Origin of the sequence: Mycobacterium sp. (assembly GCF_035274705.1) — a bacterium.
GTDB lineage: Bacteria > Actinomycetota > Actinomycetes > Mycobacteriales > Mycobacteriaceae > Mycobacterium.
In genome coordinates this window covers 40,818-61,715 of sequence record NZ_DATENY010000078.1, presented here as the reverse complement: position 1 = coordinate 61,715, position 20,898 = coordinate 40,818, and the positions used below count along the sequence as shown (strand labels likewise).

Annotated in this window: 17 protein-coding genes and 2 pseudogenes; 7 read left to right on the top strand and 12 right to left on the bottom strand. The window is 65.1% G+C overall.

Going from position 1 to position 20,898, the window contains the following annotated elements; translation table 11 throughout:
• The first annotated feature begins 16 nt into the window (after positions 1-16).
• The gene (locus VJV41_RS17810) at positions 17-325 is read left to right on the top strand and encodes a DUF488 domain-containing protein (RefSeq protein WP_325336018.1); all 309 of its coding nucleotides are present in this window, start codon (positions 17-19) and stop codon (positions 323-325) included.
• 29 nt (positions 326-354) lie between these two features.
• Positions 355-585: a hypothetical protein gene (locus VJV41_RS17805; protein ID WP_325336016.1), complete on the top strand. Its 231-nt coding sequence runs from the start codon at positions 355-357 to the stop codon at positions 583-585.
• 8 nt (positions 586-593) lie between these two features.
• On the opposite strand, the pseudogene VJV41_RS17800 reads toward VJV41_RS17805, so the two are convergent.
• Positions 594-831, bottom strand: a pseudogene (locus tag VJV41_RS17800) (TetR family transcriptional regulator); the annotation flags it as partial.
• Positions 832-870: 39 nt separating this feature from the next.
• The gene (locus VJV41_RS17795) at positions 871-1,563 is read right to left on the bottom strand and encodes a demethylmenaquinone methyltransferase (protein ID WP_325336015.1); all 693 of its coding nucleotides are present in this window, start codon (positions 1,561-1,563) and stop codon (positions 871-873) included.
• Between the two features lie 189 nt (positions 1,564-1,752).
• Between VJV41_RS17795 and VJV41_RS17790 the strand changes: the two are divergent.
• Positions 1,753-2,578 (top strand): annotated as a pseudogene (locus VJV41_RS17790) (SDR family oxidoreductase).
• Positions 2,579-2,779: 201 nt separating this feature from the next.
• Complete coding sequence (locus VJV41_RS17785; protein ID WP_325336013.1) at positions 2,780-6,874, top strand: DUF3376 domain-containing protein; 4,095 nt, start codon at positions 2,780-2,782, stop codon at positions 6,872-6,874.
• On the opposite strand, the gene VJV41_RS17780 is transcribed toward VJV41_RS17785, so the two are convergent.
• Positions 6,861-7,988: a glycosyltransferase family 1 protein gene (locus VJV41_RS17780; protein ID WP_325336011.1), complete on the bottom strand. Its 1,128-nt coding sequence runs from the start codon at positions 7,986-7,988 to the stop codon at positions 6,861-6,863. The two genes, VJV41_RS17785 and VJV41_RS17780, sit on opposite strands and share 14 nt — an antisense overlap.
• A 175-nt stretch (positions 7,989-8,163) precedes the next feature.
• Here VJV41_RS17780 and VJV41_RS17775 point away from each other — a divergent pair, with 175 nt between their 5' ends.
• Entirely contained in the window at positions 8,164-8,790 is a 627-nt protein-coding gene (locus VJV41_RS17775; protein ID WP_325336009.1) for a DsbA family protein, read from the top strand.
• On the opposite strand, the gene VJV41_RS17770 is transcribed toward VJV41_RS17775, so the two are convergent.
• The 9 genes from VJV41_RS17770 to VJV41_RS17730 all read right to left on the bottom strand — a co-directional run bounded on the left by VJV41_RS17770 (position 8,777) and on the right by VJV41_RS17730 (position 18,526).
• Positions 8,777-9,256: a DUF3592 domain-containing protein gene (locus VJV41_RS17770; protein WP_325336049.1), complete on the bottom strand. Its 480-nt coding sequence runs from the start codon at positions 9,254-9,256 to the stop codon at positions 8,777-8,779. The two genes, VJV41_RS17775 and VJV41_RS17770, sit on opposite strands and share 14 nt — an antisense overlap.
• Positions 9,257-9,264: 8 nt before the next feature.
• Positions 9,265-10,932, bottom strand: a complete 1,668-nt coding sequence (gene menD, locus VJV41_RS17765; RefSeq protein WP_325336007.1) for a 2-succinyl-5-enolpyruvyl-6-hydroxy-3-cyclohexene-1-carboxylic-acid synthase — start codon at positions 10,930-10,932, stop codon at positions 9,265-9,267.
• A 25-nt stretch (positions 10,933-10,957) separates the two neighbouring features.
• The gene (locus VJV41_RS17760; protein ID WP_325336005.1) at positions 10,958-11,611 is read right to left on the bottom strand and encodes a DedA family protein; all 654 of its coding nucleotides are present in this window, start codon (positions 11,609-11,611) and stop codon (positions 10,958-10,960) included.
• A gap of 40 nt (positions 11,612-11,651) precedes the next feature.
• Positions 11,652-12,434 carry an alpha/beta hydrolase gene (locus VJV41_RS17755; protein WP_325336003.1) on the bottom strand — a complete coding sequence of 261 codons (783 nt, stop codon included), beginning with the start codon at positions 12,432-12,434 and terminating at the stop codon, positions 11,652-11,654.
• Positions 12,435-12,545: 111 nt separating this feature from the next.
• The gene (locus tag VJV41_RS17750) at positions 12,546-13,304 is read right to left on the bottom strand and encodes a DJ-1/PfpI family protein (protein ID WP_325336001.1); all 759 of its coding nucleotides are present in this window, start codon (positions 13,302-13,304) and stop codon (positions 12,546-12,548) included.
• Positions 13,305-13,319: 15 nt separating this feature from the next.
• Positions 13,320-14,285 (bottom strand): GlxA family transcriptional regulator, encoded by a 966-nt coding sequence (locus tag VJV41_RS17745; RefSeq protein WP_325335999.1) that lies wholly within the window; start codon positions 14,283-14,285, stop codon positions 13,320-13,322.
• 53 nt (positions 14,286-14,338) lie between these two features.
• Positions 14,339-15,298 (bottom strand): o-succinylbenzoate synthase, encoded by a 960-nt coding sequence (locus VJV41_RS17740; RefSeq protein ID WP_325335997.1) that lies wholly within the window; start codon positions 15,296-15,298, stop codon positions 14,339-14,341.
• A 22-nt stretch (positions 15,299-15,320) separates the two neighbouring features.
• Positions 15,321-16,889 carry a long-chain-fatty-acid--CoA ligase gene (locus VJV41_RS17735; protein ID WP_325335995.1) on the bottom strand — a complete coding sequence of 523 codons (1,569 nt, stop codon included), beginning with the start codon at positions 16,887-16,889 and terminating at the stop codon, positions 15,321-15,323.
• Positions 16,890-16,918: 29 nt separating this feature from the next.
• A complete protein-coding gene (locus VJV41_RS17730; protein WP_325335993.1) occupies positions 16,919-18,526 on the bottom strand; it encodes an amidohydrolase in 1,608 nt (535 codons plus the stop codon).
• A gap of 149 nt (positions 18,527-18,675) precedes the next feature.
• On the opposite strand from VJV41_RS17730, the gene VJV41_RS17725 reads away from it, so the two are divergent.
• Positions 18,676-19,134 (top strand): YciI family protein, encoded by a 459-nt coding sequence (locus VJV41_RS17725; protein WP_325335992.1) that lies wholly within the window; start codon positions 18,676-18,678, stop codon positions 19,132-19,134.
• A gap of 52 nt (positions 19,135-19,186) precedes the next feature.
• Positions 19,187-20,821: a fatty-acid--CoA ligase FadD8 gene (gene fadD8, locus VJV41_RS17720; protein ID WP_325335990.1), complete on the top strand. Its 1,635-nt coding sequence runs from the start codon at positions 19,187-19,189 to the stop codon at positions 20,819-20,821.
• Positions 20,822-20,898: the final 77 nt, after the last annotated feature.

Here is a 20,898-nt window from a genome sequence, read left to right as displayed (position 1 = left end):
GCGCAGGATGATCCCTATGCCCGACGTGCTCACGATCGGCTACCAAGACCGCACAGTTGACCAATTCATCGAAGATCTCGTCGCTGCCGGTATCAAAGTGCTTGTCGACGTGCGGCTTACACCGCTGTCACGCAAGACCGGGCTCTCCAAGAACGCTCTTGCGGCACGGTTACGTGACGCCGGGATCGACTATGTGCATCTGCCCGAGCTCGGCAATCCAAGGGAAAACCGAGATGCCTTTCGACGCGGCGACGAGGCCGCCGTCGCGAGGTATCAAGACGTGCTGAGAAGTTGTTCACCTCTGAGCGACAGCGGCGTACGCTAAATGCATACGGGTCGTCGGAAGGATCCACGATGACCGGACGCAAGTTCATAATTCGGGCACTTGCCGCGATTGCAAGCGCGACAGTCGCCGTCGGCCTAGTCCCCATTGCAAACGCCACTCCCGTCGCGCCGTGCGCAGATGTCCCCTACGTCGGAGTCTGCGTGCCCGTGAGTGAACAGCCCACTCCCCCAACGCAGCAGAGTCTTGGCGAGGTTGCTGTTCCGTCCGATGGCGGCAGCGGCGTGAATTTCGTCAACTAACCGGACGCTCAGGACAGGGGCGTCAGACCGGACCTCACGAGGTTCAATGCGGTCGCGGTGATCTCACCCAGATCGCCGGCGCAGCCGCCTGGGCCCCAATTCTCCACTGCCACAACTAGAGCGGGTGCCGGGCGTATCGCTGTAGCGGTCCTTGATGAAGTCTGTGATCACCCCGGCGAACGAGGATTGCACCACCCGCAGATGGCTGGCAATACGGTCGGCGCTGATCAACTCGGTCCGGGCGGTCGGCCATCAGGTTCTCGACGACGCATCGTCAACGGGACGCTAGTGCAACGGTTTCGTCGCGGCATGCAACGCGACGATGCCGCCGGTGAGATTGCGCCACCGCACCGCCGACCAGCCGGCATCGGAGATGCGGCGGGCCAGGTCCGGTTGATCGGGCCACGAGCGAATCGACTCGGCCAGATAGACATACGCATCCGGATTCGACGACACCGCACGTGCGATCCGCGGCAGCGCCTGCATCAGGTACCTCTTGTAGACGGTCGCGAACAATCCGTTCGTCGGTGTCGAAAACTCGCACACCACCAGCCGGCCACCCGGGCGCGTCACCCGCGCCATCTCCCGCAAGGCTGCGGCGTGGTCGACGACATTGCGCAGCCCGAAGCTGATCGTCACCGCGTCGAACACCCCATCGCCGAACGGCAGCCGCGTAGCATCGCCGGCCACCTTCGGCACATTGCGCGACGTACCGGCAAGGAGCATGCCAACCGAGAAGTCCGCCGCTACACACCACGCGCCGGATGCCGCCAACTCGACCGTCGACACCGCCGTACCCGCCGCGAGGTCGAGCACCTTCTCACCCGAGCCGATCCGCAGCGCCGAGCGCGTCGCACGCCGCCAGAACCGGTCTTGTCCGAGCGAGAGCACGATGTTCGTCAGGTCGTAGCGGCGCGCAACGGCGTCGAACATAGACGCCACTTCATGTGGGTCCTTGTCCAACGTCGCACGGCTCACAGAGCCGACCGTACCTGGTTCGCCAGACCGCCTCTTTCGCGGAGGCTACCCAACCACGATGCCGCGGCGGGGCGGCGTCGACAAGGCCACCAACCGACCGGACTCACAGTCAGCCGATTAACCCGATTGGGAATTAGTAACGCCCTGCACGGGCTTAAACCCCAGTGACTGCATGAGGAAGGTTGAATCGTGAGCGAAAAAGTTTGGTTCATCACTGGTACATCACGCGGCTTTGGCCGCGAGTGGGCGACCGCGGCTTTGGAACGCGGCGATAAGGTCGCGGCCACCGCGCGCAACACCGCGACTCTGCATGACCTCTCCGAGAAGTACGGCGAGGCACTGCTACCGCTGCAGCTCGACGTGACCGATCGTGAGGCGGATTTCGCCACTGTCAAGCAGGCCCACGACCACTTCGGGCGGCTCGACATCGTCGTCAACAACGCCGGCTATGGGCACTTCGGGTTCGTCGAGGAGCTGACGGAGCAAGAGGCACGCGACCAGATCGAAACGAACGTCTTCGGGGCGCTGTGGGTCACCCAGGCGGCGCTGCCGTACCTGCGGGCCCAGCGCAGCGGGCCACATCATCCAGGTGTCATCGATCGGCGGCGTCGTCGCCTTCCAGAACGTCGGCATCTACCACGCGTCGAAGTGGGCGTTGGAAGGCTTCTCCCAGTCCCTGGCGCAGGAAGTCGCCCCGTTCGGGGTTCACGTGACGCTGATCGAGCCGGGCGGATTCGACACCGACTGGGCCGGATCGTCGTCGAAGCGCTCCGCGCCACTGCCCGATTACAAAGAGGTGCACGAAGCGGCCGAGGAGGCACGCAGCCAGCGCGTCGCCAAATCGGGCGACCCGAAGGCGTCCGCCGCCGCGGTACTCAAGATCGTCGACGCCGAGCAGCCGCCACTGCGTGTGTTCTTCGGCGAGCTTCCCTTCCAGTTGGCCAAGGCCGACTACGAAAGCCGGCTCAAGACATGGGAAGAGTGGCAACCGGTCTCGATCGAAGCGCAGGGCTGAGGCGAATTCGCTATCAGTTGGCGTTCGGCTAATAGTTGCCGGTTGCCGTTCGCCCGCTAAGGCTATTGTTTGCCATTCACGCGGCCTGGCGACGCGAATTACCGGCTGGTGATATGCACTAACCGTGTCTTCCTGGACTATCGCAATTTCCCGTTGCGCTGGCAAGAGTCGTAGCACAATTGCCGTGCTTGTCTTTGTCGTTTGCCAGTCGTTGTCGTCACGGGACAGATGCGGGGAATCATGGTCGAGAACGCCGGTGCGAATTCGACGGCCCCTGCGAGCGGCAAACGGACATTGCGGCTGGCGTTGGCCATGCGTGGCGGCGTCAGTTTGGCGGTGTGGATCGGTGGCGCCGTCGCCGAAATTGATCTGTTCCGCCGTGCCTGCCATCGAACATCGGGCGGCCCAACGAGTCTGGTCGCCGATGGTGAAAACAATCAACGGCGGGCACGCGCAACCAAGTATCGAGAACTACTGGAGTCGACGAAATACGACGCCGTCGAGGTTGACATCCTGGCCGGGGCGAGCGCAGGCGGGTTGAACGCGGTGTTGTTCGGCCTGGCGCAGTCGTGCGGCACCGTGATGGACGAAGCTGTCCGGCGCACGTGGATCGAGTCGGGTGGAATCTGGGAATTGTTGCGGGACCCGGGAATTGGCCGCGTGCCTTCAATTCTCAAGGGTGACGAGCAGCTGTTCTCCGTGGTGCGCGACGCACTCATGATGATCGCCAGACCCGCCCACCCCGAGACCAAGTGGAAGTCCTTGACACATTCGGGAACTGAGGCGGATCGAATCACCGTTGAGCTGGCCGCGACGTTGCTCGATGACCCGTACAACGAGGAGCGCGGCAACCGTGCGAGTTTCTCGTTCACCAAGACTCCTGGCGGACTCGAGTCTCATTTCACCACGATTCCCGATGCGAAAGAGGCACCGACGTCGGAGGGGTGGATCGCCATCAATCGAATGGCGTTGGCGGCCAGGGCGACGTCGTCGTTCCCAGGGGCATTCGAGCCCGCGAGCATCTTCTCGTCACCTGGTTGCGAGGATGACGTCAACCGACATCACTTCGGCCATCGTTCGGCGCGCTCCGGTGAACCCGCCGACGACGATGACGGTCTCTATGTCGACATGGCACGCGCGTTCCTCTACGCCAGGCCCAGCGGCAAAACGGAGTCCGAACCGTTCGACGTCGTTGACGGCGGCATTTTCGACAACATCCCCGTCGACCGTGCGATTCGAGCGATCCGGCGTGCGCCGACGTCTCAGCCTTCCGAGCGGTGGCTGATCTATCTGGACCCGGAGCCGCCCACATCGCGCGATCCGACCACCGATACGAAGCGCAAGCCGAGCGCCGCCAGTTGGGTGCCGGTCATCCGCGGTTCAATGGCGCTCAAGCAACGAACAGAGAGCGCCTCAGATGAACTGCGTCAGCTGCAGAGCCACAACCAGGCCGTGCTTGCCGGACGGGGTCGGCTCGAAGCGTTGGCTGCGCTGTTGGATGACCTGGGCCCTTCCGCAGCAGCCATGGCTCGGGCCGAGGAGATCATCAGCACCCCGTCCTACACCCAATGTCGGGTGGCCACCGATACCGCGCGGATCGCAACCTTGCTCGCCGAGCCGTGGGCGGAGTTGTGTCAGCCACCTCGCGAGGCGGTCGACTACGCCGGCCTTGCCCCAGAGAAATCGTTGTCGCTCAAGGACTGGGTGCAAAAGGCGTACACCGACTGCGAGGTGAATTGGGAGCTGTCACAGGACTTCTACGCCATGCTCGATTGGGTTCGCATCCTGATCGCATGGGTGCACGGCCTGGAGAAGCTGGTCGAGGGACTGGCCCTGAACTCTCCGCAACCCGCTCTGTCGGGTTCGCTTGAGACGTATAAGGGCCGTCTCTACCGCTGCCTCACGGTCCTCGTCGAGGCCAGGCGACTGACGACAGACCTCGTGCTGGCGGAGCCGTTGAGGGACGATCCGACCGCGGCTTGGAATTACGATCTGACGAAGTTGCCGCTCCGGCTGCAACTCGGTCGCAATTTGCAACGCAACCTGACCCTGCCAACCGAGCTCGCACAACAACTGGGCCGCGACGTCGTGAACGACGAGTGTTTCTACGCGCGCCTGGCGGTGTGGTCGGAAGCTCGCTTCGAAACCCACCGCTGCCTCAGCGCACTTTTCGACGCGGGCCGCTTCGATGCAAAGCTGATTTTGGGCGACCCGTTTGGCGGAGGTGACCGCGCCGAGTCCAGCCGCAGGTTCCTGCGCTTGCTCACGTCCAACTGCGCCGACGCCAGGGCGTTGCGGGAAGCGGCGCCCCGCGGCGAGGACTACCGCATATGCCTGGCAAGACTCGAGACGACCGCAGACAACGCAGCGACCGAAGTCTCTTTTGCAGACACGTTGTACAGAGAGCTCAACTGGCTTCGGGTGCAGCTCCGTCAGGCGTCAAAGTCAGTTGTCACGAACCCGGGAAACCAGCACACGGAAAAGTGGTGGCAGCGGTGGAACGAATCGGTCTTCTCACACTTCTACAGGCCACAGTTGAACGGCTTCTCACTCGACAGGCTGTCGAGACTTTTTGCTACAGCCGGAGTTCCGGACAGTTCGGTCATCGCGTTCGACGAGATCACCGGTAACGAACGTCCAGAGTTCGACGTCCGAGCACTCGAGAATGGCGCACGAGCCAAACAATTGAGCGCATGGGTTCGCCATCTGCCAAAGGAAGAGCCGATGCGTCGCGTGTTGGCCCAACCCCGGAAAGACATGCTGACCGCAGACGGCAAGCTGGCTGGAAACGTCGTATCCCGATTTGGCGGTTTCTTCCGAGCTCGATGGCGAGAGAACGATTGGCAATGGGGGCGCCTTGATGCCGCCGCGGGAATCGTGAAGATCCTCAACAGATCTCGTCCCGTTCAGTTGCCAACCGACAGCCCCAAGCTTCGCCGCGATATCGAAGAGTTACAGGCGTCGATAGTGTTCGAATCGTGCGAATCGATTGAACAGCAGCAGCCGACGGTAGCGGAGCGCCGCGGTCAGACGATCGTCGAGAAGGTCGGTGCCGAGGACCTCGATGCGTTGTCTGCCCACTATCGGTTTGCGTTGGCCTCTCGCATCGTGCCGCTGGTCTACCGAGCGCTGATGCCCTCCAAGGACGCGCGGTGGTCGATCGTGGGTATCGCCACATGGCTCGGTCAAGTCATCATCAGGCCACTGGCCGTACCTCTGACCTTGATCGCGGACCCATTGCGGATGGTGCTGGCACTCGCGGTCATTCTGCTTGCGGCAAGTTTCCTCGGCGCGGCCAGAAGCCAACCAGAGTGGCAGATCGCTTTCTTGGCAATCTATTTGGTGCTTGGCATCCTGATCGCGGTTCGCGCCTGGGTGGCGCATACGAAATGGAAAGACCTGACCAAGCAGCTGACGAAGGTGGCCGACGGTCTGCAGGCGGGGGAATGGGAAAACATCCTGGAGAGGGCTGACAACACCAAGAGGTGGTACATCGGCTGGTCGTATCTTCTCGCTCTCATCACATGTGTGTGGGCGGTTCACCATCTCAACAGCGTGATCCATGACTTGTTGGCACACCGCGACCAGCGCGTCGCGATGCCCCTCGAATCCTTGGTCGCAACGATTGTGCTCATCCTCGGCTTACAGCATTGGTTGAACAAGCGGGCTTACCGGGTGAACCCCGAACCCACCACGGTCAAGACCGTGATCGCCGACTTCCGCCGCCACTGGGTCCGCCGAGTCCTGGCGGTGCTGGCCGTGGTCGCGGGGCTGGCTGTGTTGCGGATATCGAACGTCATCGCCAACTACCACGCCGCCGTGATCGCCAACTGCGACGCCATTTTCGTTGTCCAGTGCGACCAGCAATCGGCACTCGGACATCGTGTGGGCCTTCCGCATTGGTGGTGGCCGTCGTCACTTCCCGGCGGCTCTGTCCTGCTCTCTGCAGGAGAAGTTCACGAGTGGTGGTGGGATCAACCGCCAACCACATTGATCGTTGCCGGCGTCGCCGTTGCGCTCTTGATCCTCATCTCCCTGTGGGGCTGGACGGACAACACCTGGGCCATCGTGTGCACGCTCGTCGGCGCGGGGCTGGCCGTCCTGGCGCAGTGGTTGCTCGATGATCGCTTCGCCCAGAACTGGAGGTTGTGGGACCTGCTTCCCGCGCTGGTGTGGATGGGCATCCTGGGCGCAGTGGTCGCGGTGCTGCCGGTGCGAAGATCGAAAAACGGCAAGCCGGCCAACTACGGAGAAACCGAGATACCGGTCATCCGTGAGAAGATCACGCCGCTTTGAGCTGCTTGAGGCCGATGACGTCCTCGTAGTGGCCGAGCAGTTCGTCGCAGATCGCCGGCCAGGTTCGTCCCAGCACGCTGCGACGGGCGGCCACCGAATAGCGGTGCCGTTCGGCGATCAGATGGTCGACGGACTCGGCCAGCTTGGCCTCGAACTCGTCGACCGCCAGCAGCAGTCCAGTGCGGTAGGGGGCGACAAGGTCGCGCGGTCCGCCGGCGTCGGGAGCGATGACCGGCAGGCCGGACGCCATCGCCTCCTGCACGGCCTGGCAGAACGTCTCGTGTTCGCCCGGATGCACGAACACATCCATGCTGGCGTAGGCCGTCGCGAGCGCCTGCCCGTACAGTGCGCCGGTGAAAACCGCTGACGGCAGGATTGATTCGAGCTTGGCGTGGTCGACGCCGTCGCCGACGACCACCAGCTGAACGTCGTCGCGATTGGCGAGCACTGCAAGCCGCTCGACGTGCTTCTCCGGCGCGAGCCGACCGACGAAGCCTACGATCGGCTTGCCGTCCGCCGACCACCTGTGGCGCAGCTCTGCATCGCGCGCCGACGGCGCGAAGCCCGTCACGTCTACACCCCGGGCCCATCGGTGCACCCGCGGAATGCGGTGCGCAGCAAGATTTTCCATCGCAGATGTCGACGGCGCGAGCGTACGGTCGGCCCGCTTGTGCAGATGACGCGTCCACGCCCAGGCAGCGCGCGACGCCACGCCAATGCCGTAGCTCTCGGCGAAACCCGCGACGTCCGTTTGGAATACCGCGACGGTCGGGATGCCGAGATACCGTGCGGCGTGCACACCGCCGTACCCGAGCAGCGCGGGTGACGCCAAATGTACGACGTCAGGCCGGAATCCGCGCAACACTCCGACCATTCGGGGACGCGGAACACCCAGCGGCAATGACGTGATCTTTGGGAACATACGCGACGGCACCCGGTGTATCCGAACCCCGTCATGCACCTTCTCCGCGGGCGGCTCGCCGCGCGGTGTGTCGGGGGCGATGACCAGAACTTCGTGACCGGTGCGGCGGAGATGCTCGATTACCCGAAGCACCGAGTTGGTGACGCCGTTGACATTCGGGAGGAAAGACTCTGCGACGATCGCAACGCGCACACCAAGAGCATGCCATCACCGCCTGTCGCCAAGGTTGCGCCCAGTTATACGACACGCGAAAACCGAGTGCGGATGATCGGCCGATCCATTGCTCGCGATTCGCGTATCGTGCGCACAAAGAAGGGCGGTTGACATGCGGATTTCTCGGGCTGTAGCGGTACTCATGATAGGCCTGATGTTCGCCGGCGTCGCCTGCTCGCGACAAGTCGCCGGCTCGGCCCAGCCCGATCCGAACAAGGCCCCGCTCACGGTGACCAAGGACGGCTACGGCATCGCCGCCGGTTTCGACAATGCCCCGGTCAAGATCGAGATCTACACCGAGCCCCAATGCAATCACTGCGCCGACCTGCAGCACGACTTCGGCGATCAGCTGGCCTACTACATCGCGGTCGGCCAGCTGCAGGCGACCTATCGTCCGATGACGTTCATGGATGACAAGGACGACGGATACTCGGCGCAGGTCAGCAATGCGTTGTTCTTGGCCACCGACGGGGCAACGGGCACGCAGTTTCAACGGTTCGTCGAGCAGCTCTGGGCCAACCAGCGTCCCGGCGGAAAGCCGCCGACCAAAGACGAATTGCACGAGTTCGCGACGAAGGCGCGTATGTCGGAGGACGTGGCCAAGAAAATCAGCGACGGCGGTTCGGCGGTCAACGTCAAGGACATGGACGACGCGAATTTCGGATACCTCTACGATATCGACAACGAAAACATGGGAACACCAACCGTTTTCGATCTCAAAAAGAGTGAAAAGGTCGATATCTACGACAACGACTGGCTGAACAAGCTCATGCAGTCGTGATGCGCCGCTCCACGACCGTCACACCCATCAGCGCCGCGCCCGCAACCAGCCAGCCCACCACGGCAATTGAGCCTGCCGGGATGATCGCCAGCGACGAGTTGCGGTCCTGAACCCGCACCAAGTCGGGATTGTTCTTGTCGTATTCGACGTAAATCCGCATGCCCGTGTCCAATTCGGACGGATACAGCACACCGAGCTCCGGGCGGTACGTGACCCGGTCGGGTGTGACGAATTCGATCGTCGAGCGCCGCGGACCCGCACTGAGCACATTGGCTTCGGCCACACCCATGTGGCGTTCGATCTGGCGGTCGTTGCGCCATGCGCCAAGGACCAGCAGCACCGACTGCAACGTCACCAAACACGCCGCGACCACGATCCCGATGCGAACGCGCCGCAGGATCCGTGCCGATCGTGTCTCGGTCTCGTCGCCGTACAACCGCGGAAAAAACTTGCGCACCAACGCCATCAGACGCGTCACAGCGCGGCCTTGATCGATGCGTGCAGGGCGCGCAGCGACGACCGGTCGGCCTTCACCTCCAACACCCGCATGCCCTCGAACGGCTCGGCCAACGCGTCGCCGAGTTGGCCGGCCTCGATCTGGCGGCACTCGACGTGATACGCGCGGCACAGCCCGCCGACGTCCACGTCGTGGGGGGTGCCGAAGATCCGCGACGACACATCGGAGAACCGCGGATCGCCCTGCTCGAGCAGCTCGAAGATGCCGCCGCCGTTGTCGTTGGACACGACGATCGTCAGGTTGTGCGGCGTCGGCTCCGTCGGCCCGATGAGCAGACCGGAACTGTCGTGCACGAACGTCAGGTCACCGATCAACGCGATGGTGCGCGCAGGCCCGATAACGCCGGCCGAGCGGCTCCGATCGTGCGCCAGCGCCGCGCCGATCGCCGTCGACACCGTGCCGTCGATGCCCGCCACACCGCGGTTCGAGCGCACCTTGATGCCCTGCGCGTTCAGGCCGACCAGTGCCGCGTCGCGGACCGGGTTCGATGCGCCGAGCACCAGCTGGTCGCCGGGCTTGACGGCGTCGGCGACCGCGGCGGCCACGTGCAGGCCCGTGGTCAGCGGATGAGCCTTCAGCTGACTGCGGACCGCCTCGGTCGCATGCCGGTTGACCTCAGCGCAGCGCTTGAGCCAATTCGCGTTCGGCTCACCGGTAGTGACCGCGCGGGTGCCGGTGGCCTGCGAGTTGCCCGACACGTCCGGCCAGCGCGGGCCGGTCGTCAGCGCATAGACGGGCACCGACGGATCGGCCAGCAGCGCCGATACCGGACGGTGCAGCGTCGGGCGGCCCAGCATGATGACTTGCTGCGGGTGGACCAGCCGCAGGGCGAATGGGTGCAGCGGATTGGCGGCCGGCGGCGCGGTCGGCTCGGCGACCGTCGGCAGCTTGGCGAGATTGGGATGCACACCCGCGCCGTGCCCGGCGATCACGACGGTGTCGGGCGTCAGGTCGATGTCGAGCGGCTGGTCGAACGTGACCGGCGGCGTGTACGTCCACGGCTTGCCGCCGGGACGGCCTTCAGGCGCGTATGGGCCGCTCTCGTCGGCGTCGGGCACCAGCGGCTCACGCAGCGGAATGTCGAACTGCACCGGGCCCGCGTTGGCGGAGCGAGATCCGGTGGCGGCCACCAAAACTCGGCATGTCGCCGAGCGCCACTGCGCGTTCAAGGTAGCCAGATCGCGAGGCGCCGCTCCAGTCAATTCCGGGGCCAGGCCGAGGCTGATGTTCGCGCGGACCTGCGTGCCGAAGTAGCCCAGCTGCTCGAAGGTCTGGTTGGCTCCGGTGCCCAGCAGCTCGTAGGGCCGGTTGGCGCTCAGCACGACCAGCGGCACCCGCGCGTAGTTGGCCTCGACGACCGCGGGGCCGAGGTTGGCCACCGCCGTGCCCGACGTCATCGCCACACATACGGGGGCCCGCTCGGCAACGGCCAAGCCGATCGCCAGGTATCCCGCGGTGCGCTCATCGATGCGCACGTGCAGCCGCAGGCGGCCTGCCCGGTCGGCGTCCTGCAACGCGAACGCCAGGGGCGCGTTGCGCGACCCGGGGCACAACACGACGTCACGCACACCGCCGCGAATCAGTTCGTCGACGACCACGCGGGCCTGCGCCGTCGATGGGTTCACCACTACAGCCTATCGGCGAAGGTTTTCAGTGACGCTTGAGCGTTTCCCAGTCGTGCTCGGCTTCCAGTTTCGCGATCGCGTGCGAGGTGCGTTCACGAAGGAACAGCGTCATGCCGATTCCGATGGCGACGGCGATCACGAGGGCGATCCACGAGAATCTGGACAGCCATTTCTCCGCGGCCAGGCCCGCGTAATACACGACGGCCGTGGTGCCCCCGGCCCAGACCAAACCACCGCTGGCGTTGGCGGCGAGGAAGTGCGGGTAGCGCATCTTCAGCGCGCCGGCCAGGGGGCCGGCAAAGATCCGCAGCAGGGCGATGAAGCGCCCGAAGAACACCGCCCACACCCCCCAGCGCGCGAACAGCTGCTTGGCCAGCGCCACGTGTCCGGGTCCGAAGTGCTTCGGGAAGCGTTTGCCCAGCCGTTCGAACAGCGACATGCCGAACTTGCGGCCGATGCTGTATCCGATCGAATCGCCGATCACCGCCCCGCACGTCGCGGCCACGCCGACCCACACCGGGCTGATGTCGAGCGTGTGGCGTGACGCGAGCAGTGCCGCGCTGACGAGCGCGATCTCACCGGGAAGCGGAATGCCAAGGCTTTCGAGGCCGATGACCATCCCGACGACCAGGTACACGGCAAACGGCGGGATCGTCTGCAGCAGCGCGTCCACATTCACGCCGCCAACAATGCCATTAGGCAGGCGAAACTCGCTGAGTTCAGGTCGCGTCGGCGAAGAATTTCAGCGCGGCGGTGTTGACGGCCTCAGGTTGTTCGATGAATCCGAGATGTCCGGTGTCGGGAATCTCCAGGTAGCTGCCGTTGCGAAGGGCGTCGGCGACCTCGCGGCCGAGGTGCGGCGGCAGCACCACGTCGTCGGCGAACCCGATCACCAGCGTCGGGGTGGTGATGCTTCGGTAGGCGGACAGCCGGCTCCCCTGGGGTCCGATACCCAGCTGGGTGCGCAACCCAGGTGTCTGCTTGGTCGGCCAAATGGTGAACATGTCGATCCATTCGGCAACGGCGCGGTCGTCGTTGAGCGTCCTTGGTGAAAAGCTTTCCAGCAGGCGCACTTTCGCGTCATAGCTCTTCGGTAGGCGGACACCGGATTCGGCGAGCTCCCATTCGGCGACACGGAAGAAGTCGCGAGTGCGGTCCTGGCGGCCGCGGGTGGCCATCAGCACCGCCCTGCTGACCAGTTCCGGGCGCGCCAGCATCAGCTCCTGGGCGATGAACGCGCCCATAGACACGGCGACGATGCGCACCGGAGCGGCGTCGAGCTTTTCGATCAGCGCGGCGGTGTCGGCGATCATCGTCTCGGTCGTGAAGCCGCTGGCGTTCTCGGTCGCGCCCACACCCCGGTTGTCGAAGGTGATGCAGCGGTAGCCCGCCCGCTGGAACTGCGGGACCTGATGCAAATGCCAGGTGCGGCCGGCGCCGCCGCGACCCGCGATGAACAGCACGGCATCGCCGCTGCCGCGATCGTCGTAGGCCAGATTCACCCTGGCGACCGTACTAGAGAGTGGTTTGGGCGCGACTGCGCACCGGAGCACATGGTCAAACACATGCTTTCGAGAAGCGTCAACAATTGCTGACGACGCAAAGAGCCGTGTTCAGTCCCTGAGGACTGTCGCGAGAGAACGAGCCTTCGGATCCCGCCGTTTGCGACGGCCGCGAGCCGCGCGGATCGCGCCCTCCCACAGCAGGGCGGTCATGGCCTTGAGCTGCGCCGGCTTGACCATATCCTTGCCCAACAGCGCGGTGGCCGCGGCTTTGGTGGCCGCCGACGCCTTGGACATGTGGCCGGAGTCGAACGGCGGCTGCGGGTCGTATTCGATCGCCAGCTGGATGGTCTTGGCGCGGCCTTCGCCGCCGATCTGCCCGGCCAGCCACATCGCAAGGTCGATGCCCGCCGACACTCCGGCACTGGTGACGATGCCGCCTTCATGCACGATGCGCTCGTCGTTCACCGGCACGGCACCCAGCGTCTTCAGCGCGGGCAACGCCATCCAGTGCGACGTGGCCCGCTTGCCGTCGAGCAGACCCGCGGCGGCCAGGATGACCGATCCTGAGCACACCGACGCCGTCCACGTCGCCGTCTGATGGGCCCGTCGCACCCAGTCGAGCAGCTTCGCGTCGCGGGCGTGCTCCATGGTCGTCATGCCGCCGGGAATCAGGATGATGTCGGGTGACGGCGTCTCGTCGAAGGTATGCGTGGCGCCGATGAGCAGCACGCCGGAGTCGGCGGCGATGGGGCCGGACTGATGCCAGAGGAATCGGACCTCCGCATCGGGCAGGTTGCGCAACACCTCGTAGGGCCCGATGAAGTCCAGGGCGGTAAAGCCGGGATACACCACAATTGCGATCTGCATGTCGATCTCCTTCTGTCAGGCGAATGTCTTGCGGTACTGATCAGGTGAAATGCCCAGCCGCCGAACGAAATTGCGCCTCAGCGTTTCGGCTGTTCCGAAGCCGCACCGAGCCGCGATCACCGTGAGTGTGTCGTCGGTTTCCTCCAGTTGGCGGCGCGCGGCTTCGGTGCGGATCCGCTCGACGTAGGCGCCCGGCGCCTCACCGACCTCGTCGGTGAACACGCGGGTGAAGTGGCGCGGGCTCATCGCCGCGCGACGGGCAAGCTCCGGAATACTGTGTGGTCCACCAGGTTCGGATTCGATCGCCTCTTGCACGTCGCGGATCGGCGTTCGCTTGGCGCGCGGCATCCAGACCGGGGCGGCGAACTGCGTCTGCCCGCCAGGCCGTCGCAAGTAGAGCACCAACCAGCGGGCGACGGTCTGCGCGGCTTCCGTGCCGTAGTCGTCCTCGACCAGCGACAGCGCCAGGTCGATGCCTGCTGTCACACCGGCGGCCGTCCACACCTTCTCGGAGGTGCGCACGAAGATCGGTTCTGGATCGACTCTCACGGAAGGGAATTCGCGTGCCATCCGGCCGGCGAACGCCCAGTGCGTGGTGGCGGGGCCGCCATCCAGCAGCCCCGCTTGGGCGGCGATGAACGCGCCGGTGCAGACGCTGACGACGCGGCGGGCGTGCTCGGCCGCAATCTTGATCCAGCCGATCAATTCTGGATTCTGGCGGGCGTCGTCGACGCCGATGCCGCCTGGAAGGACGATCGTGTCGACGGGCCGGCGTGGGTCGGGCAATGGCTGGGCGACGAGCGCAAGCCCGGTGCCGGTGGTGGCAGGTTCGCCGTTCTGCGAGACGACGCTGACGGCGTAGCCTTCGCCGCGGCCCTGGCCTGCGAGGTAGATCGTCGCGCCGGTGAAAACCTCCGACGGGCCGACCAGGTCGAGCGCCTGGACACCCGGAAAGCCCAGGATCAGCACGTCGCGCACCATGTACTCAGTGTTGAGGACCGCGAACGTGGCGTCTATGCCACGTATCCCACAAATTAGGACATCAGCGGATAGCACGCCTTCACACGGTCGATCCACCACTGCCGGCGCTCGGGCCCGGCTTTGAGCGCCTCGAGCCGCGCCGGGTCTGGTGTTGCCCGCTGGACCGGCAGATACCCGTCGGCGGGGACCATCGGCTCGGCGACGTCATCCATGAACAGCGCGCCCGTACCGAGCCCGCAGGCGTGTTCCAGTCTTGGCAGCGCAGCGGCGGCGTGCAGCCCGGTCGCGATCCCAACGGCGGAGTCGAGCGCGCTGGAGACGACGATCGGAATATCGATCTGCTCAGCGATCGTCAGCAGCGACGAGACGCCGCCCAGCGGAGCGACCTTGAGCACCGCGATATCGGCGGCCCCGGCGCGCACCACCCGCAAAGGGTCGTCGGCCTTGCGGATGCTCTCGTCGGCGGCGATCGGCACATCGACCCGGTGCCGCACCTCGGCCAACTCCTCGACCGTCTTACATGGCTGCTCGATGTACTCCAACGGCCCGGATTCGGTCAGCGCATGCGCGGCGGTAACGGCCTCGTCGACGGTCCATCCGCCGTTGGCGTCCACCCTCACGGTCGGAACAAGCGCACGAACCACTTCGATGCGGTCGACGTCGTCGACCAGTGTCTGCCCCGGCTCGGCGACCTTGACCTTCGCAGTACGCACATCCGGAAACCGGGCCAGCACCTTGGGCACCTCCAAGGCTGGTATCGCCGGCACCGTCGCGTTGATCGGGATGCGGTCGCGACGCGTCGGCGGTAGCTCGCCATACGCCGCTTCGATCGCCGACGCCAGCCAAGCCGCGGCCTCCGGCGGGTCGTACTCGAGGAACGGCCCGAATTCGCCCCAGCCGGCTGGTCCGTCGATCAGCGCGACCTCGCGAACCATGATGCCGCGGAAGCGAACCCGCATCGGCAGTGAAAGGACATGCAGGCGATCCAGGATGTCGGCGAGCGGCGGTGTCACGGGCCTAATTCTGCCCGGCGGCTCACACCGTCGCCCGGTCGCGCCCCTCCCAGAACGGCTTGCGCAGATCCTTCTTGAGGATCTTGCCGGTCGGGTTACGTGGCAGCTCGTCGGTGATGTCGACGGTCTTCGGGCACTTGTAGGCTGCCAGATGCTCGCGGCAGAACGCGATGAGCTCCTGCTCCGTCGCCTCACCTTCCAGTGAGACAACGGCTTTCACCACCTCGCCCCACTTCTCGTCGGGCACACCGATCACCGCAACCTCTGCCACCGCCGGATGCTCTGCCAGCACCCGCTCCACCTCGATCGAGTAGATGTTCTCCCCGCCGGAGATGATCATGTCCTTCAGCCTGTCCTCGACGAAGATGTAGCCGCCGTCATCGACGCGGCCGATGTCACCGGTGCGGAACCAGCCGTCGGAGGTGATCGCCTCAGCGGTGGCTTCCGGCTTGTTGTGATAACCCTTCATCAATTGTGGTGAGCGGAACCACAATTCACCCTCCTCGCCGGGCGGTACATCCTCGAGGGTGTCGGGGTCGACGACGCGCACCTCGGCGTTGGGAACCAGCGTCCCGGCGCTGCTCAGCCGCTCCTGACGATCCTCGGTGCGATGCGCCTCAGGAAGGAGATGACTGATGACGCCACACAACTCGGTCAGCCCGTACGCCTGGATGAAATCCGTGTTCGGCCACGCCTTCAACGCCGAGCGCAGCAATGGCAGCGGCATCGGCGAAGCCCCGTAGGCATACGTCTTCAACGCGCCGAACAACTTGACCGCGTCCTCACCGGACTCCAGCACCTTGGCCAGCACCGCCGGCACCAGGAATGTTCTATTGGCGCCCTTGAGAATTGCACCGGCCAGCGACATCCCGTCCACATCGCGAGTCATCACACTCGCCACGCCGTCGTGGATGCCGAACTGTACATACGACGACCCGCCGACGTGGAACAGCGGCATCGACACCATGTTCTTGTCGCCTTCGTCGAACTCGAAGCCTTCGTGCGCATTGACGGTGTGCGCGATCAAGTTCGCCTGGGTCAGCTCGACGCCCTTGGGCCGGCCCGTCGTGCCCGACGAGTACATGATGATGGACACGTCGTCGGGCTCGACATCGGTTGAGCGGCCGACGGGCGTGGCCTTGGCCAGCATCGCCTCATACTCGTCGCCTTCCCCTCCTTCTGGCGTGACAGCGATGACGTGCTCGACGTTGGTGAGCTTGTCGCGGATCTTGTCGATCGACGGCTTCAGTTCCGCGCCGACGATCAGCACCTTGGCATCCGAATCGTTGAGGACATAGTCCAACTCATCGGCGGCCAGCCGGAAGTTGATGATCGCGTTGGCCGCGCCGAGTGAGGCCGCTGCGATCGTCGACTCGACGCAGGCGGGGTGGTTCTTGTCCAGAAACGCGATCACGTCGCCGCGCTTGATGCCGCGCTCGGCCAGCGCGCCCGCTAGCCGACGCACCCTGTCGTTCCACTGCGACCAGGTCCAGCTGCGGTCGAAGTAGTCGAGAGCCTCGGCGTCTGGTTTGGTTTCGGCCCAGTGCGCGAGCCGTTCGTCGAGAAAGCGCGGTTCAGCCAGGTCGGACATGGGTCGAGCGTGCCACGCGACGCGCCGCCTCAGTCGCCTTTCGCATAAACCTGCTGGCCCGCCAGGAAGGTGGCCTGCACTTCCAGGTCCGCGATCTCCTCGGGCGGCACGGCCCGCGGGTCGGCCGACAGCACGACCATGTCGGCGTACTTGCCGACCTCCAGCGAGCCGACGATGTCGTCGGCGAACAGCTGCCACGCCGCGTCGATGGTCTGCGCTCGGATTGCCTGCTCGACGGTGAGCCGCTCCTCCGGCGCCAGCACGCGACCAGAGGGCGCCACCCGCGTGGCCGCGACGCTGATGTTGCGCAGCGGCTCCTCCGGCGTCACCGGCGGGTCGTTGTGTAACGAGATGCGCATTCCGGTGGCCACGGCCGACCCGCACGGCATCCACCGCTCGCCGTGTTCGGGGCCGAACAGCCCGTCGACGATGACGTCGCCCCAGTAGTGGATCTGGTCGACGAACAGGCTGCAAGTCACCCCGAGGTCGTGGGCGCGCTGCAACTGCTCGGGCCGGATCGCGCCGACGTGTTCGAGTCGCAGCCGGTGATCTTGGCGCGGCCAGCGTCGCAGCGCCTCTTCGTAGACGTCGAGGATCGTGTCGACGCCGGCGTCGCCCTGCACATGGCAGGCCATCGGCCAGCCGTTCGGGAAATACGCGCCGACGATCGCGGTCAACTGCTCGCGCGTGTAGTTCGCGTGGCCGCACGAACCCGGGACGACGCCGATGGAGCGGGTGGCATCGGTGTCGAGGTACGGGAACGACAGGTCGATGTTGCCGACCCACGGCGATCCGTCGACCCAGATCTTGATGCCGACCTGACGGAACATGTCGTCGCCGTTGGACGGCGTCATGTCCGTGGCCATCCGCTCAGTGGACATCTCGTAGACGCGCAGCCGCACGGAGAGCTCGTCGCGCATCTGCTCGAGCAACGGCCGGAATATCGGATCGAATGCCATCTCCGAGCACTTAGTCAGCCCGCAGCGGTTCAGCCTTGCGAGCTCGGCGTGCAGCATCGCCGGGTAGTCACTGGGCTGAATGGCACCGCCCAGCAGCGAGAACACCGCAGCGGTTTCCTCGGCCGTGCCGTCGAGGTTGCCGTTGGAATCGCGACCGTACTTGGCGCCCTTGGGATCCGGCGTGTCACGGGTCAGCCCGTAGCGAGCGGCGGCCGCCGAATTGAAGTACGCCTTGTGGCCCGAGTTGTGGATGATCACCAGCGGGTCGTTGGGGGCCATGCCGTCGAGCCACGCGAGCGTCGGCTCGGGAAGACCCTTCTGCAGCAACGGATCCCAGCCATTGAGGTATGCGCCTTCCGGACCGCGCGTGGCAGCCTCGCGCCGGATCGCATCGACGACGTCGTCGGCGTTGGGCAACGTGACCGGCCGGATGTCGACCATCCGGTCCGACAACACCATCGCCTCCAGCACCGGATGGCCATGGGCCTCGACGAGTCCAGGCATCACGCAGCCGTCGATGTCGAGCTTCTGGGTACCGGGGCCGATCCAGCTCTCGACCTCGGAGCGGTCCCCCACCGCGATGATCCGGCCGTCGGAAACCGCGATCGCCTCGGCGGTGGGGGCAAGATCGTCGACCGTGAGAACGGTTCCGAAAATGACCAGGTCAGCAGACGGCATTCGGCCATCCTCGCAGCGCGCGGAAAATTCTTTGAAGAAATGTCGCAACGCGTGTCGATTTGGGCCCGTTGCCGTTCGACGTAGTTGCGAGGGGCGCCCGGGCGATAAGAATGTACGGGCCCCTTCCCAACGAAGAAGGAGACACCACAATGTCGCGTTACATGCTGATCATGCGGTCCACCCCCGAGGCCGAGCAGGCGATGGCCGAACAGAACGTCGACTTCGATCAGGTGATCGAGGCGATGGGCCGCTACAACGAGGAGCTGATCAAGGCCGGTGTGCTGCTGGCCGGTGAGGGCCTGACCGGGCCCGAGGAGGGGTTCGTCGTCGATTTCAACTCCGATCCGCCCGTCGTCACCGACGGCCCGTACACCGAGGCCAAAGAGCTGTTCAACGGCTTCTGGATCCTCGACGTGTCGTCGAAGGACGAGGCCAAGCAGTGGGCGCGCAAGTGCCCGCTGGGCACGGGCGTCAAGCTGGAGGTGCGCCGCGTGTCGGAAACCGAGGAGTTCCCGCAGGACAACGAGTGGATCCAGAAGGAAATCCAGTGGAAGGCCCAGGCCCTCGAGAAGCAGGCCCGCCTGGCCCGCGAGGCCGCCAACCGCTGATTTTCCGGAGGCGCAGTAGCTCGTTCTGTAACACGTTCTAGTCTTAGGAACCATGACACAGGTCGATGCTCCCTCGCTCGAGAGCTCGTCAGGCGAGCTGCTGCGCCATCCCCTGCACTCCGGCCACCTCACGGTCGGTGCTCTGAAGCGAAACAAAGACAAACCCGTGCTGTTCCTCGGGGACACCACGCTGACCGGCGGCCAGCTGGCCGGCCGCATCAGCCAGTACATTCAGGCATTCGAAGCGCTCGGTGCGGGCTCCGGTGCGGCCGTGGGGCTGCTGTCGCTGAACCGGCCCGAGGTGCTGATGATCATCGGCGCCGGCCAGACCCAGGGATACCGCCGCACGGCACTACACCCTCTCGGTTCCCTCGACGACCACGCGTACGTCCTGAACGACGCCGGCGTCACGTCGCTGATCATCGACCCCAACCCGATGTTCGTCGAGCGAGCGCTGGGGTTGTTGGAGAAGGTGCCGGACCTCAAGCAGGTCCTGACGATCGGCCCCGTGCCGGAGGCGCTCGCGGGCGTCGCAGTCGATCTGAACGCCGAGGCCGAGAAGTACTCGCCGAAGCCACTGGCGGCCGCGGACCTGCCGCCCGATCACATCGGCGGCATGGCCTACACCGGCGGCACCACCGGCAAGCCGAAGGGTGTGATCGGCACTGTGCAGTCGATCACCACGATGACGACGATCCAGCTGGCCGAGTGGGAGTGGCCGGAGCATCCGAAGTTCCTGATGTGCACGCCGCTGTCGCACGCGGGCGCGGCGTTCTTCGTGCCGACGATCGTCAAGGGCGGCGAGATGGTCGTGCTGTCCAAGTTCGATCCCGGCGAGGTGCTTCGCGTGATCGAGGAGCAGAAGATCACCGCGACGATGCTGGTGCCGTCGATGATCTACGCGCTGATGGATCACCCGGATTCGCATACGCGCGACCTGTCGTCGCTGGAGACCGTGTACTACGGCGCGTCGGCGATGAACCCCGTGCGGCTCAAGGAAGCCATCCGGCGGTTCGGCCCGATCTTCGCCCAGTACTACGGCCAGTCCGAGGCGCCGATGGTGATCACGTACCTGGCTAAGGGCGATCACGACGAGAAGCGGCTGACGTCGTGCGGGCGACCGACGCTGTTCGCCCGTGTGGCTCTGCTGGGTGATGACGGCAAGCCCGTCAAGCAGGGCGAGGTCGGCGAGATCTGCGTGTCCGGCCCACTGCTGTCGGGCGGCTACTGGAACCTGCCGGAAGCCACCGCCGACACATTCCGCGACGGCTGGATGCACACCGGCGACCTGGCCCGCGAGGACGAGGACGGCTTCTACTACATCGTCGACCGCACCAAGGACATGATCGTCACCGGTGGCTTCAACGTCTTCCCGCGCGAGGTGGAAGACGTGGTGGCAGAACATCCTTCGGTTGCGCAGGTGTGCGTGATCGGCACTCCTGACGAGAAGTGGGGGGAGGCCGTGACGGCGGTCGTGGTGCTACGGCCCGACGCTGATCGCAGCGAAGAAGCGGTGGCGACGATGACCGCTGAAATCCAGGCCGCGGTCAAGGAGCGCAAGGGTTCCGTGCAGTCGCCGAAGCAGGTGATCGTCGTCGATTCCGTGCCGGTGACGGCGCTGGGCAAGCCGGACAAGAAGTCGGTGCGCGCGCAGTTCTGGCAGGGCGCCGAGCGCGCCGTGGGTTGAGCTTCCTGCGCGAGCAGACGCAAAAGTGCCCTAAAACGGCGCAAATTGGGCAGTTTTGCGTCTGTCCCCAGCTTGCG